General features: G+C 72.4%; 12 protein-coding genes. 4 read left to right on the plus strand and 8 right to left on the minus strand.

Features of this window, described 5'->3' with window-relative positions:
* Window positions 1-16: 16 nt before the first annotated feature.
* From Vlu01_RS17130 to ppdK, 4 genes are all read right to left on the minus strand, one after another.
* Window positions 17-856: a universal stress protein gene (locus tag Vlu01_RS17130; RefSeq protein WP_204000395.1), complete on the minus strand. Its 840-nt coding sequence runs from the start codon at window positions 854-856 to the stop codon at window positions 17-19.
* A 23-nt stretch (window positions 857-879) separates the two neighbouring features.
* Window positions 880-1,776, minus strand: a complete 897-nt coding sequence (locus Vlu01_RS17135; protein ID WP_204000397.1) for a universal stress protein — start codon at window positions 1,774-1,776, stop codon at window positions 880-882.
* Complete coding sequence (locus tag Vlu01_RS17140) at window positions 1,776-4,418, minus strand: cation-translocating P-type ATPase (RefSeq protein ID WP_204000399.1); 2,643 nt, start codon at window positions 4,416-4,418, stop codon at window positions 1,776-1,778. Before Vlu01_RS17140 ends, Vlu01_RS17135 begins: the two co-directional genes overlap by 1 nt.
* A gap of 287 nt (window positions 4,419-4,705) precedes the next feature.
* Window positions 4,706-7,366, minus strand: a complete 2,661-nt coding sequence (gene ppdK / locus Vlu01_RS17145; RefSeq protein WP_204000401.1) for a pyruvate, phosphate dikinase — start codon at window positions 7,364-7,366, stop codon at window positions 4,706-4,708.
* 129 nt (window positions 7,367-7,495) lie between these two features.
* Here ppdK and Vlu01_RS17150 point away from each other — a divergent pair, with 129 nt between their 5' ends.
* The 3 genes from Vlu01_RS17150 (at window position 7,496) to Vlu01_RS17160 (ending at window position 10,232) form a co-directional block, all read left to right on the plus strand.
* Window positions 7,496-7,975, plus strand: coding sequence for a GNAT family N-acetyltransferase (locus tag Vlu01_RS17150; protein WP_204000403.1), 480 nt, complete (start codon window positions 7,496-7,498; stop codon window positions 7,973-7,975).
* Window positions 7,976-8,066: 91 nt separating this feature from the next.
* Complete coding sequence (locus Vlu01_RS17155; protein ID WP_204000405.1) at window positions 8,067-8,702, plus strand: hypothetical protein; 636 nt, start codon at window positions 8,067-8,069, stop codon at window positions 8,700-8,702.
* A 129-nt stretch (window positions 8,703-8,831) separates the two neighbouring features.
* Window positions 8,832-10,232: a hemolysin family protein gene (locus Vlu01_RS17160; RefSeq protein WP_204000407.1), complete on the plus strand. Its 1,401-nt coding sequence runs from the start codon at window positions 8,832-8,834 to the stop codon at window positions 10,230-10,232.
* Window position 10,233: 1 nt separating this feature from the next.
* Here Vlu01_RS17160 and Vlu01_RS17165 read toward each other — a convergent pair whose 3' ends face one another.
* The 4 genes from Vlu01_RS17165 to Vlu01_RS17180 form a co-directional block, all read right to left on the minus strand.
* A complete protein-coding gene (locus Vlu01_RS17165; RefSeq protein WP_204000409.1) occupies window positions 10,234-10,548 on the minus strand; it encodes a PRC-barrel domain-containing protein in 315 nt (104 codons plus the stop codon).
* Window positions 10,535-10,915, minus strand: a complete 381-nt coding sequence (locus tag Vlu01_RS17170; RefSeq protein ID WP_204000411.1) for a hypothetical protein — start codon at window positions 10,913-10,915, stop codon at window positions 10,535-10,537. The genes Vlu01_RS17165 and Vlu01_RS17170 overlap by 14 nt, the downstream gene beginning before the upstream one ends.
* Window positions 10,912-12,138 (minus strand): NRAMP family divalent metal transporter, encoded by a 1,227-nt coding sequence (locus tag Vlu01_RS17175; protein ID WP_204000414.1) that lies wholly within the window; start codon window positions 12,136-12,138, stop codon window positions 10,912-10,914. Before Vlu01_RS17175 ends, Vlu01_RS17170 begins: the two co-directional genes overlap by 4 nt.
* Before the next feature lie 93 nt (window positions 12,139-12,231).
* The gene (locus Vlu01_RS17180) at window positions 12,232-12,615 is read right to left on the minus strand and encodes a PaaI family thioesterase (protein ID WP_204000472.1); all 384 of its coding nucleotides are present in this window, start codon (window positions 12,613-12,615) and stop codon (window positions 12,232-12,234) included.
* A 104-nt stretch (window positions 12,616-12,719) separates the two neighbouring features.
* Here Vlu01_RS17180 and tyrS point away from each other — a divergent pair, with 104 nt between their 5' ends.
* Window positions 12,720-14,012 carry a tyrosine--tRNA ligase gene (gene tyrS / locus Vlu01_RS17185; RefSeq protein WP_373307419.1) on the plus strand — a complete coding sequence of 431 codons (1,293 nt, stop codon included), beginning with the start codon at window positions 12,720-12,722 and terminating at the stop codon, window positions 14,010-14,012.
* Window positions 14,013-14,490: the final 478 nt, after the last annotated feature.

Genomic DNA, 14,490 nt, shown 5'->3' on the forward strand with positions numbered 1-14,490 from the left:
CCCGGTCGACAAAGGGTCACTGCTCCGGCTGATGCGGATGGGCGATGAGCACCGGGCAGCGGGCGTGCTGCACCAGCGCCTGGCTGACCGAGCCGAGCAGCAGCCCGGCGAAGCCACCCCGGCCGCGCGATCCGGCCACCACGAGCGCCGCGTCCCCGGACGCCTCGATCAGCGCCTGGTCGGGCTTGGGCGCGGCGATCACCCGTTCCTCCACGGTCAGACCCGGGTGGCTGCCCCGCGCCGCTGCACCGGCGGTGGCGAGCAGGGCCGCCCCCTGCCCGTCGTCGTCCGCTTCGTTGGCGACGTGCACCAGCACCAGCGAGCTGCCGCGTCGACCGGCCTCCTCGGCGCCGTGCCCGACGGCGAGTTCGGCCGACTCCGACCCGTCCACAGCGACCAGCACCGGACCCTCCGTGGGAACCGGACGATCGGGCGGGCGGATCACCAGCACCGGGCAGTGACCGTGCGCGGCGACCTGGGTGCCGACCGAACCGAGCAGCAGTCCGGCGAAGCCACCCAGGCCCCGGCTGCCCACCACCACCAGCTCCGCCCGGCGGGACTCCTCGACCAGCGTCGCCCCCGGCCCGCCGGCCACCTGACGTACCTCGACCGTCAGCCCCGGCCACCGATCGACCAACTCCGTGGCAGTCTGTTCGAGCATCTTGCGGCCGTCCTCCGACGCCGCCGGCACGCCCACCTCGTACGGGTTGATCGGCACGCCGTAGCCGAGCGGGTGCAGATAGCCGTGTACCAGATGCAGCGGCCGGGACCGCCACACCGCGGCCTGTGCCGCGTGCTCCGCGGCAACCAGGCTCGGTGGCGATCCGTCCACCCCCACCACGACAGGTCGGTTCATCGTCTCTCCATGGGTCGGTCGGGTCAGGTCCCCTCGACCGTACGCAGCTTCCGGACGATCGCGAGCGGGGAGTGGGCGTGGTGCAGCACGGCGTGGCTGACCGAGCCGAGCAGCAGCCCGCCCAGTGCGCCGCGTCCCCGTGCCCCCACCACCACCAGTTGGGCGGTGCGGGACTGCTCCACCAGCGCCCGGCCCGGGGAACCACGCACCAACAGTCGCCGCACCGGTACCTCCGGGAAGCGCTCGGACCAGCCGGCCACCGCCTCGGCGAGGGTGCGCTCCTCTTCTTCCCGGAAGGCGTCCAGGTCGTAGACCAGCGGCAGGATGTCACCGGGACCGGCCGGCGTCGGATACAGCCAGGCGCGCACCGCGACCAGTTCGGTGCCGCGCCACGCCGCCTCCTCGAAGGCGTACCGGACAGCCTCCTGGGACAGTTCCGAACCGTCCACGCCCACCACCACCGGCCCGTCGGCGCGTGCTTCGCCGCGAACCACCAGCACCGGGCATTCGGCGTGGGCGCTGACCTGGACGGCCACCGAGCCGAGCAGCAGCCCGGCGAAGCCGCCCAGACCACGGTTGCCGAGGACGATCTCCACGGCGTGGCGGGCCTCGGCGACCAGGACGGCGGCCGGCGCTCCGTCCACCACCGCGCCGGTGACCGTCACCTCCGGGGCCACCTTGGCCGCCTCGGCGACCGCCTCGTCGACACAGCGCTCGGCCTGGTTGCGCAGTCCGCCGTCGGCGGGTGCACCCGGCGCCGGCCCCAGGGGCACCCTCATCATCGGCCAGATGAACGCGTGCACGATCCGCAACGGGCGCTGTCGGTACGCCGCCTCCCGCGCGGCGTACCGCACCGCGTGCAGGGCGATCTCGGAACCGTCCACACCCACCACGACCGGGGCGTCGGTGTCGCTGGCCATCACATCTCCTCCTCAGCTGCGCAGTCAGCCTGGTTCACTCCACGACGCCACGGTAGGCCGACGTCGGCCGCCGGCCGTCGCCGGGTCAGCCGCAGCACCAGACCGGGCAGGACGCTCACCACGGCACAGGCGAGCAGCTCCGCGACGCCGAGCGCCTCGGTGCCGAGCAGGTCCCGCAGCGGCGGCAGCAGCACCCCGGCCACCTGGAGCAGCGCGGAGACGGCGACCGCGAGCGGCAACGCCAGGTTCCCCCACCGTTGCCCGGCCGGTCGTGGCGCGCGGACCGCCAGGGCCACCCCGAGCTGGGCCAGGCCGAGAACCATGAAAATCACCGTCTGCCAGGGCCGGTCCCAGTGGGCGGCGAGCACACCCGCGCCCAGGGTCACCGCCGCGATCAGCGCGCCGCCGACCAGGATCTGCCGGCCCAGCCCCGCGCCGAGCACCGACTCCTGAGGTGAACGCGGCACCCGGCCCAGAGTGCCGGGCTCGGCCGGCTCGGCGCCCAGGGCCACCCCGGGCACCCCATGGGTGAGCAGGTTGATCCAGAGGATCTGCGCCGGCAACAGCGGTACGGGCAGCCCGAACAGCGGCCCGAGCAGCATCACCGCGATCTCGGCCACCCCGCCGGAGAGGGCGTAGCGCAGGAACCGGCGGATGTTGTCGTAGATCCGGCGGCCCTCACCGATCGCCGTGGCCACGGTGGACAAATCGTCGTCGACCAGCACCAGATCGGCTGCCTGCCGGGCCACCTCCGTACCGCCACCCATGGCCACGCCGATGTCGGCTCGGCGCAACGCCGGTGCGTCGTTGACCCCGTCGCCGGTCATCGCCACCACGTGCCCCCGGGCCTGCAACCCGGCGATGATGTCGAGCTTCTGTTCCGGCTGGGTACGCGCGAACACCCGCGCCCCGGCCGGCGCCGACGCGGGGTCGCCGTCGTCGCCGCGTACCACCGGGTCGCCCTCGGTCCACAGGCCCAACTGACCGGCGATGGCCGCGGCGGTCGCCGGATGGTCCCCGGTGACCAGCACGAGCCGAACCCCGGCGGCGGCGAAGCCGTCGGCGATGTCCGGCGCACCGGCACGCAGCGGGTCGCCGACGGCGACCAGACCCACCGGACGCAGCCCTTCGGGGTGGGCGGGGTCGGCGGGTGGGTGCTCCGCCAGGGCGGCGGCCACCGCCAGCACCCGCAGCCCGTCGCCGGCCAACCGGTGCGCGGCGGCGGTCAGGGCGGCCAACTCGTCGTCGGAGGCGTCGAGCAGCGGCGCGGTCAGCACACTCTCCGGGGCGCCCTTGCACACCACGAGGTAGCGGCGGTCGCAGGAGCGGTGCACCGTGGTCATCCGGCGGAGCTGCTGGTCGAAGGGGTGTTCCGCGACCCGGGGCCAGGCGTGGCGGGTGGTCTGCGGCTCCAGGCCGCAGCGGGCGGCGAAAGTCACCAGCGCCGCCTCCAGCGGATCACCCACGGCACCCCAGCGGGGCCGCTGCTCGGTCGGCGGGGCGAGGGTCGCGTCGTTGCACAACAGACCGGCCCGGGCCAGCTGGCGCAGCTCGTCCGACACGGCCACCGCCGCGCCGTCGCGGTGCACGGTGCCGTCCGGGGCGTACCCGCTGCCGGTGACACCGAACCGGGCACCGTCGCCGGTGACCGCCTGCTGCACGGCCATCCGCCCCTCGGTGAGGGTGCCGGTCTTGTCCGACGCGATCACGGTGACCGAGCCGAGCGTCTCCACCGCGTGCAGCCGGCGGGGGATCGCCCGAGCCGCGGCCATCCGGCGTGCCCCGAGCGCGAGGGCCAGCGTCACCACCGCGGGCAGCGACTCCGGCACCGCGGCGACCACCAGGCTCACCGCGGTGACCGCCATCTCCACCAGGGACCGACCGCTGAGCACACCGACGGCGAAGACCAGTGCGGACAGCGCCACGGCGGCGAGGCCGAGGAGCCGACCGAGCGAGGCGAGACGGCGCTGCAGCGGGGTCGCCGCCGGTCGGGTGGCCGCAGCCAGCGTGGCGATCCGCCCCAGCGCACTCGACGCGCCGGTGCGCACCACCGTGCCGACGGCCCGACCGGTGGTCACCACCGTGCCGGCGCTGGCCTCCTCATCCGCCGCCCGGGACACCGGAACCGACTCGCCGGTCAACGCCGACTCGTCCAGGTGCAACCGGCTGGCGTCGTGCAGCAGCAGGTCGGCCGGGACCACGTCGCCGGCCTCGACCCGGACCAGGTCACCCCGGACCAGTTCGGCGGCAGGCAGCACCGCGTCCCGGCCGTCGCGGACCACCCGGGCGGTCGGTGCGGCGAGCTGGTCGAGGGCGGCGATGGCCCGGTCGGCGCGTACCTCCTGCACCACCCCGATCGCCGTGTTGACCACCACCACGAGCAGGATCACGGCGGTGTCGGGGTAGTCCCGCAGCAGTGTGGTGACCACGGCGGCGGCGAGCAGCAGCGCGACCAGGGGATCGGTGAGCTGATGCGCGATCCGGGTAACCAGGTGCCGGCGGGGCGGTGCCGCGGCGGCGTTCGGTCCGTCCACCTGCAGCAGCCGGGCGGCCTCGGCCGAGCTGAGCCCGGTGGCGGGTGTCGCCGGCCCGGAATTCTCCCTGCGTACGTCCCCGTCCGCGACCTGGACCTGTCCGGTCACCGTCCGCTCCGCCCTGTGCCCCAGGCGTTCCCCAGCGGCACGCCCTCCGACCTCAGCTTCGCCCCGGGCGACGGTGTCCGGCAGGGGCGATCCGCCCGCACGGACCGGGACCAACGGCCCTGCCGGACGGCGCGATCCGAGCACCATCGGTGCTGGTGCCGCCTCCGTCCGATCCGAGGCAGCACCAGCACCGAACGTCTTCGCCGTGGCGCACCACCCGGCGTCACGTCAGCGTCGCACGACCAGCCGACGGGCCCGCAGCAGCCGGGCCCACCAGGGACGAGCGGCTATCGGGCGTCGGAGCCGGCGCAGTCGCGGGCCACCGCGGCCCGTCCAGCGGCCAACCGGGCGATCGGCACCCGGTACGGCGAGCAGGAGACGTAGTCGAGGCCGACCTCGGCGAAGAACTCCACCGACTCCGGGTCACCGCCGTGCTCACCGCAGACGCCCACGGTCAGCTCGGGTCGCGCGGCCCGGCCCTCGGCCACCGCCAAGCGGACCAGCCGGCCCACCCCGGCGACGTCGACGGTCTCGAACGGCGACGCCTCGACGATCCCCCGCTCCAGGTAGTCACCGAGGAACGAACCCTCCCCGTCGTCCCGGGAGAACGCCCAGGTGGTCTGGGTCAGATCGTTGGTGCCGAGGGAGAAGAACGCCGCCGCGCCCGCGATCGCGCCGGCGGTCAGCGCGGCACGCGGTGTCTCGACCATCGTGCCGACCGGGATGGGCGGCGCACCGGGCACGGTGGCCAGGACATCGGCCACCTCGGCGCGCACCACGGCCAGCTCGTGCGCGTCGACGACAAGCGGCACCATGATCTCCGGGCGCGGGTCGCCGCCCTCGGCCACCCGCCGTGCCGCCGCCTCCGCCACGGCCCGGACCTGCATCGCGAACAGGCCTGGCACCACCAGACCCAACCGGACCCCACGCAGGCCCAGCATCGGGTTGCTCTCCTGCATCCGGCGGACGGCGGCCAGCAGCACCGCGTCGTGGCCCGGGTCCAACCCGAGCGCCTCCGCCCGGGCCACCCGCGCCGCCAACTCGGGCAACGGAGGCAGGAACTCGTGCAGCGGCGGGTCGAGCAGCCGGATGGTGACCGGCAGGCCGTCCATCGCCGCGAGGATGGCGACGAAATCCTCCCGCTGCAACGGCAGCAGCTCTGACAGCGCGGCGTGCACCTCGTCGAGGCCCTCGGCCAGGATGAGCCGCTCCACGAGCGTCCGGCGGTCGCCGAGGAACATGTGCTCGGTACGGCACAACCCGACGCCTGCCGCGCCGAGCGCCCGCGCCCGCGCCGCGTCGGCGGGGGTGTCGGCGTTGGCGCGTACGCCGAGCCGTCGCACCGAGTCGGCGTGCCGCAGCAGCCGATCCACCGCCGAGACCAGCCGGTCTGACTCCGGGGCCAGCTCACCGGCGAGGTAGCGGGTCACCGGGGACGGACGCACCGGCACCTCACCGAGGTAGATCCGACCCGTGGTGCCGTCGATGGAGATCAGGTCACCGGCCCGGACCGTCCGTCCGTCGACCCGGAACTCACCGCGCTCCGGGTCGATCTCCAGCGCCTCCGCCCCGCACACACAGGTGCGTCCCATGCCCCGGGCGACCACTGCGGCGTGCGAGGTCTTGCCACCTCGGGCGGTCAGGATCCCGGCGGCGGCGATCATGCCGGGCAGGTCGTCCGGGTTGGTCTCCCGGCGGACCAGGATCACCGGTCCGTCCGCCGCGGTGGCCGCGGCGCTGTCGAAGACCACCCGGCCGGCGGCGGCACCGGGTGAGGCGCCCACGCCGGTGGCCAACGGTTCCGGCGTCGCCTCCGGGTCGAAGGTGGGGAACATCAGCTGGGCCAACTGCGCCCCGCTGACCCTGGTCAACGCCTCGTCCCAGCTGATCAGACCCTCGTCGGCCAGTTGCGCGGCGATCACGAACGCCGCCGCCGGGGTGCGCTTGCCGACCCGGGTCTGCAACATCCACAACCGGCCCCGCTCGATGGTGAACTCCACGTCGCACAGGTCCCGGTAGTGCCGCTCCAACGTCGTCATGATCCCGGTCAGCCGCCGGTAGCTGGCCGGATCGATGCGAGACAGCTCGTCCAGCCCCACCGTGTTGCGGATTCCGGCCACCACGTCCTCGCCCTGGGCGTCGGACAGGTAGTCGCCGTACACGCCGGGTGCGCCGGTGGCCGGATCACGGGTGAACGCCACCCCGGTACCCGAGTCCGGGCCCAGGTTGCCGAAGACCATCGCCATCACGTTCACCGCAGTGCCCAGGTCGTCGGGAATGTGCTCGCGGCGTCGGTAGAGCACCGCCCGGGACGCGTTCCACGACTCGAAGACCGCCCGGATCGCCAGGTACAACTGCTCGTGCGGGGCCTGCGGGAAGTCATGACCGACCCGGTCGGCGAACACCTTCTTGTACGTCTCGACAAGTCCGTGCAACTGCTCCGCCGTGGGGCCGTCCGGCCCGGCGGTGGCCCGCAACGCGTCCAGCTCCCGGTCGAACTCCACGGCCGGCACGCCGTGCACCGTCCGACCGAACATCTGGATCAGGCGCCGGTACGAGTCCCAGGCGAACCGCTCGTCGCCGCTGAGCCGGGCCAGCCCGGTCACCGTGGCGTCGTTGAGCCCGATGTCGAGGATCGTCTCCATCATCCCGGGCATCGAGTACCGCCCGCCGGAGCGGACGGCCAGCAGCAACGGCTCAACCGGGTCGCCGAGCCGCCGGCCCAACCGCACCTCGATCTCCCGCAGGTGGGCGTTGACCTCGTCGAACAGTCCGTCGGGCACCGCCCCGTCGGTGAGGTAGGCCCGGCACGCGTCGGTGCTGACGGTGAAGCCGGGCGGCACCGGCAACCCGAGCCGGGTCATCTCGGCGAGGTTGGCGCCCTTGCCGCCGAGCAGGTCGGCCTTGCCCCGGCCGCCCTCGATGAAGTCGTACACATAGCTGGTCATGACCCGGCCTCCACTTCGCTGTCGATGCCTCTGCCTCGTTGGTAGCAACGCCGCTGCCCGTGGGGGCAGGGCCGAAAGCTGATCCGGACCGGGCCAGTGGTCCTCAACCGGGCCGCGTATGGTCGGCCGGTGACCGATGACCTGCGGCTACGCCCGGTGCACGAGGACGACCTGGTGGAATTCTTCGTTCACCAGCTCGATCCCGAGGCCGGTCAGATGGCCGCCTTCGGCGCCGCGGACCCGACGGACCGCCGGGCGTTCGCCGCGCACTGGGTCCGCATCCTCACCGGTCCGGAGAATCTGGCCCGCACGGTGACCGTCGACGGCACGGTGGTCGGCCACGTGCTGGCCTTCCCGGTCGACGCCGGCATCGAGGTCAGCTACTGGATCGACCGGGCGCACTGGGGCCGTGGGTACGCCACCCGCGCGCTGGCCGCGCTGCTGCGGGAGGTCACCCGCCGGCCGCTGTACGCGCGGACGGCCACCGACAACGCCGCGTCGCTGACGGTGCTGCGCCGCTGCGGCTTCGTCGTCCGGGGCACCGAGCGGGCGTACGCGCCGGGACGCGGCCACGAGATCGACGAGTACGTCCTGGAACTGCCGGCGTGATCCGCCCTCGGCGGTTGTGGTCCGCTGCCCAGCCCGGCGTGACCCGACCCCTGACACCCGGGCTGACCTGGGCGGCGACTACCCTCGCGGGGTGAACTGGCTGGAACTGGTCGGCTGGGCCGGCTCCGCGTTGCTGGTGTGGTCGTTGCTGCAGACGCGCATCCTGCGGCTGCGCGCCCTCAACCTGGTCGGCTGCGCCGTCCTGATCGGCTACAACACCGCGATACAGGTCTGGCCCATGGTCGGACTGAACGTGGTGCTGGCTGTGATCAACATCTGGTACCTGCGGCGGCTGCTCACCACCCGCCACGACGAGCAGACCTACCAGGTGGTCGAGGTGGGCGCCGACGACGCGTTCCTGGCCCACACGCTGCGGGTGCACGCCGCCGACATCGCCCGGTTCAACCCCGGGTTCCATCCGGACCGGTTGGCCGGCCGATCGGCCTTCCTCGTCGTACGCGCCGACGAGGTCGTCGGTGTGGTGCTGGTGCGCGACGTCGGTGACGGGGTGGCCCAGGTCGACCTGGACTACGTCACCCCGCCGTTTCGGGACTTCACTCCCGGCGAGTTCGTCTACCGGCGGAGCAGCCTGTTCACCGATCGTGGATTCCGCCAGGTGGTGAGCCCGCCCGGCATGATCGCCCCGTACTACCACCGCCTCGGGTTCCGCCGGGCGGGGGAGTCGTACGTCCTGGATCTGCCCGCGCCCGCGCTGCCCCAGAGCTGACCGGGCCGGCGGTCCCCGCGGTGCGGCCGTCCCGGCAGGGCGATGATTCACCGTCGGAACGAGTGGGCATAGGCACCGCTACGCCGGTGGGGCCGCCACCGGTCGCGGTCCAGCGAGGGAGAACCGGGCGTGCAGAGCTACTGGAGCCAGCTGGCCCTGGTCGCAGTCCTGATCGTGCTGAACGCGATCTTCGCGGGCAGCGAGCTGGCGCTGGTGTCGTTGCGCGACAGCCAGGTCCAGCGGCTGGAACGCACCGGGCGTACCGGCCGGGTGCTGGCCCGGCTTGCCCGCGACCCCAACCGCTTCCTGGCCACCATCCAGATCGGCATCACGCTGGCCGGGTTCCTCGCCTCCGCCGCCGCTGCGGTGTCGCTGTCGCAGCCGCTGGTTCCGCTGCTGGACGGCGTCCTCGGCCGGGCCGCCGGCCCGGTGTCCGTGGTGCTGGTCACGTTGGTGCTGACCTTCGTCACCCTGGTCTTCGGCGAACTGGCCCCGAAACGGATCGCCATGCAGGTCCCGGAGCGGTGGGCGCTGCTCGTCGCCCGCCCACTGGATCTGCTCGCCACCCTCACCCGGCCGGTCGTCTGGGTGCTCGGTGCCACCAGTGACCTGGTGGTGCGGCTGTTCGGGCTGGACCCCAAGCCTGAGCGCGACGAGATCAGCCCGGACGAACTGCGGGACATCGTGGCCGGCCACCACGGCTTCACCAAGGAGCAGCAGACCATCATCGCCGGTGCCGTGGAGATCGCCGAGCGGCGGCTACGGGCGGTGCTGGTGCCGAGGTTGCAGGTCTTCTGTCTGGACAGCGGCACCACGGCAGAGGCCGCCCGCCTCGTGCTGGCCGCCTCCGGTCACTCCCGCGCGCCGGTGGTACGTCACGGCGGCCTGGACGACTCGGTCGGCGTCATCCACCTGCGGGACCTGGTCGGCGTCGGTGAGGACCAGCCGGTCGACGAGTACGCCCGCCCGCCGCTGCTGCTGCCGGACTCGGTGCCGGTGGTCGACGCGCTGCGCCGGTTCAAGGCGGAACGCCAGCACATGGCCCTGGTCGTCGACGAGCGCGGTGCTGTCGAGGGCATCGTCACCCTGGAAGACATCCTTGAGGAGATCGTCGGGGAGATCTACGACGAAACCGACCGGGACGTCGGTGAGGTACGCGCCGACGCCGACGGGTCGCTGCTGCTGCCGGGGACGTTTCCCATCCACGACCTGTCCGACATCGGCGTGGACCTGCCCGGGCGTCCGGACGGCGACTACACCACCGTGGCCGGGCTGGTCCTGGCCGGTCTCGGCCGGATACCCACCGCCGGGGAGCATCTCACCGTCGACGGCTGGCGACTGGAGGTGACCCTCGCCGACGACCGGGTGGTCTCCGGCGTACGGCTGCGCCGCGCGGCAGCGGCAGCCGAGGATCCGGACGCGCCCGAGGCAGCCGCTCCGGACGACGCCGACGCACCCGAGGCGCAGCCGGACGACCCGTCGGACACCCCGACCGACGCCCCGTCGCTGCTGGACGGCACCCGACGCTGAGTCAGCCCCCGGCGGCCCGGCCGGAGCCGGGCGGGCCGGGGCGTGGCGGACCCAACCGCACCCGGTGCAGCGGCACCTGCCTGGTGCTCCGACCGAGCATCCGGGCCAGCGCACGGATCGCCCACGGGCCCGACGGGTGTCGTTGCGGACCGATCAGCCGCCCACTCATCCGGCCGTACCAGTGCCGCGTGACGACCAGGTCGGTCAGCCGCAGCGGGCCGTCGACGGGGCCGCGCAGCACCAGGTCCACCACCCGACCCAACCGGCGGCCCTGATGGTCGTACGCGGTCCGGCCCAGCAGCTCACCCGCTCGCACGGTCGGCCCCCGGAATCCGGCCGATCAGGTTCCGGCGCAACCATTCCTCCACCGGCGAGGTGGGCAGCTCGTCGGCGCTCACCCGCAGCCACACCGCACTGTCGACCCGCATGACCAGGGCGTACGGGATGCGCAGCGGCGCCATCGGTCGATCCGTGACGAACCGCTCGGCGGTCAGCACCAGCATCCGCCCCAGCCGACCGCCGACCCGCTGTCCGAGCACACCTGGTCCGCTGAGCAGCGACCGCAGGTACGGCACCCCGTCCGCGTCGAACCCGAACTCCACGTCGTCGACCTTGCCGATCAACCGCCCGTCGCGGTCGACGAGTTGCCGGTCGAGTAGCTCCTGGCTGACCTGGATCCTCACTGGCCCATCCTCGTACCGATCGCCAGCGGCACGGCGACGATCGAGGCGGCGAGGATGACCACCAGCAGCACCGCGCCCAGCAGGTTGAGTGCGCGACCGTTGACCCGGTCGCCCAGGTAGGTGCGGTCGTTGGCGACCACCAGGATCGGCAGGTAGGTCAGCGGCAACGCCACCGCACTGATGATCAGCATGTACTCGGTGAGGGTCACCGGATCGACCGTGGTGAGCAGCAGGAGCACCCCGAGAAGCACACTGACCAGCAGCACCGTGTGGAAGCGGGCCGCCTCACGCGGGCTGACCCGTTTGCCCCACTGCCAGCCGAAATACTGCGCGGCAGCGTACGCGGCGGACAGGCCGGTCTCCAGCGCGGCGCCGAAGGTGACCGCGAAGAACGCCAATGCGGCCACCGCCAGGCCGACCCCACCGAAGGCCAGCACCACCGGATGCGCGACCTGGTCGAGACTGTCCACCGACAGCCCGGCGGGACGCAGCACCACGGCCGCCGTGGCGATCAGCGACAGGGCGAGGAAGCCGCCGATCGGAAAGCCGACCAGCACGCTGAAGCGGGCGTCGGCCAGGTCGTTGACGCTCCAGCGTTCCTCGACCCCGCCGGAGGAGAAGAAGAAGACCTCGTACGGGCTGACCGTCGAGGCGAACAACGCCACCGCGACGAACCAGTACGCCCCCCACCCCTGGCCGGAGTCGTCGGGTGCCACGGCGCCGCGGCCGAGCGCCGCCCAGTCGGTCGGCAACCAGAACAGGGCGACGGCGAAGACCACCAGAGCGAGCCCGGCCAGCCCGAAGACCCGCTCCATCACCGGGAACCGCATCCGCCACAGCACCAGCCAGACCGCGATCCCCGCCACCGGCACCCAGAGCAGGTAGGGCACCCCGGTGGCCAGCCGCAACGCCAACGCGACCCCGCCCAGTTCGGCGGCCAGGGTGATCACCGTCACCAGGTAGGACGCCACCAGGTTCACCAGTGCCATCCGCGCGCCGAGCCGCTCCCGGATCAGGTCGAACACCGCCCGGCCGGTCACCGCCGCGATGCGTCCGGCCATTTCCGCGTACGCGCAGATGGCGACGACCCCGAGCAGCAGCACCCAGGCGTGCGCCATGCCGAAGCGGGCACCAGCCTGGCCGGCGGCGACCAGGTCGCCGATGTCGACGAAGCCGCCGACCGCCGACAGGATGCCGAGCGTGGCGGCGAGGAGCTTCCTCACGTCGGCGGTGCGGGCTCGGTCATCGACGCGACGATAACGCCGCGAAAGCCGCTATCTACCCAAAACCGTCTCGGCTCCGGTCAGGCGACCCGCTCAGTCGACATCCGGATAGAGGTTCTGCAGGCGGACCTGGCCGCGGGCGACCAGTTGCGCGTCCGCATCCGTGATCTCCACCTGCCACAGCTGCTGGCTACGCCCCCGGTGCACCGGGGTGGCGACGGCGACCAGCTCACCCTCGCGTACGGCGCGCAGGAAGTCGGTCTGGTTGGACACGCCGACCACCTGCCCGCGCTCACCCAGCCAGACCCCGGCCCCCAGGCTCGCGGCCGTCTCCACCACCGAGCAGTGCACCCCGCCGTGCAGGATGCCGTACGGCTGGTGCAGCTCCGGGCGAGCCCGCCAGCGGATCGCGACCCGGTCCCCGCTGATCTCGTCCAACTCCAGCCCGAGCAGGGCGAAGAAGCCACGCGACATCATCGACACGTCCACGGTCACCTCCACGATCTTGGAACTGCCAGCCTAGTGCCGGCGTCTTCCGCCGGAACCCGGTAGGGCGGGAGCGGGTTGATGGGGGACAATCGGTGACCGTGACCGACAGCAACCTCCCGCCGGTCCGGCGGGACGCCCTCACGGATGACCTGCGCTGGCGGGGCCTGATTCAGGACTCCACCGACCCGGATGAGCTGCGCACGCTGCTCGACGGTCCGGGAGCCGTCTTCTATGTGGGCTTCGACCCGACCGCGCCGAGCCTGCACGCGGGCCACCTGATGCAGGTCATCACCGCCCGTCGCCTCCAACTCGCCGGGCACCGGCCGTTGCTGCTGGTCGGGGGCGCGACCGGGCAGATCGGCGACCCGAAGGAGAGCGCGGAGCGGACGCTCAATTCACCGGAGGTGGTGGCGAGCTGGGTTCAGCGGATCCGCGACCAGCTCGCACCCTTCGTGTCGTACACCGGGGATCACGCCGCCCGCCTGGTCAACAACCTGGACTGGACCGGCGAGATGTCGGTGGTGGAGTTCCTGCGCGACGTCGGCAAGCACTTCCCGGTCAACCGGATGCTGGCCCGCGAGGTGGTCCGGGCCCGGCTGGAGAGCGGGATCAGCTTCACCGAGTTCAGCTACCAACTGCTGCAGGCCAACGACTTCTTCGAGCTGCACCGGCGGTACGGCTGCCAGCTCCAGTTCGGTGGCTCGGACCAGTGGGGCAACATCACCGCCGGAGTCGACTACGTCCGGCGACGCGGCCAAGGGCCGGTGCAGGCGTTCACCACCCCGTTGGTGACCAAGGCGGACGGCTCGAAGTTCGGCAAGACCGAGGGTGGGGCGATCTGGCTTGACCCCGAGATGACCAGCCCGTACGCCTTCTACCAGTTCTGGATCAACGTCGACGATCGCGATGTGGGCCGCTACCTGCGCTACTTCAGCTTCCGTTCCCGCGAGGAGTTGGAGGAGTTGGAGAAGGAGGTCGCGGAGCGGCCGGCGTCCCGAGCGGCGCAACGCGCTCTCGCCGAGGAGCTGACCACCCTGGTGCATGGTGAGCGGGAGATGGCTCAGGTGGTCGCCGCCAGCCAGGCCCTGTTCGGCCGGGGATCGTTGGACGACCTGTCCGTGGTGACGCTGCGCGCCGCCCTCACCGAGGCCGGTCTGGTACGCCTCGACGAACTCCCGGAGGTGGCCGCCCTGTTCAAGGAGTCCGGCCTGGTGCCCAGCATGAAGGAGGCCCGGCGGGTGATTGCCGAAGGCGGCGCCTACGTCAACAACAGCCGGGTCGTCGCAGCGGACGCGGTGGTCTCGCCAGCGGACCTGCTGCATGACAGGTACCTCGTGCTGCGTCGGGGCAAGCGGTCCTTCGCCGGGGTGGAACTCACCTCCTGATCGCCGCGCGGCTGGTGTGACGCGCGACGCGTCCGGCGGATTTGACGATCAATCCGCCGGGCGCGTAACTTTCTCTCTGCCAGCGCGGAACGGACGAAACAGGTCGAAGACCTCAGGCCGGAGCGCAGGTAGACCTTCCGGGTCGGGTGGCTGTTGGTCACTGTGGTCCGGACCGGGCGGTGCCCCAGATTCGTCGGGAGGCGGATTTGGCGGGGCGAGACCGACCGAGTATGGTTGACGACCGGCAGGGCCCCAGGCGCGCTTGCGGGAGACCGCAGCGGCTGGCCTGCCAAAACCACGACCGGAACCGGCGCAAGTCGGCATGGTCATGGTGCCCGGAGAAATGGTAGAAGCGTGACAAAGCGGTACGAGCCGGTTTGACACGGTGGAAACCACCGGGTAACGTAGTAAAAGTGCCCGGTGCGGTTGTGGTCGGGTGTGGTGCCCCAAACGTGGTTTCCTTGGTGAGGCTGGGTTT

The sequence above is a fragment of the Micromonospora lutea genome, assembly GCF_016863535.1.
In the GTDB taxonomy this organism is placed as follows: Bacteria; Actinomycetota; Actinomycetes; order Mycobacteriales; family Micromonosporaceae; genus Micromonospora; species Micromonospora lutea.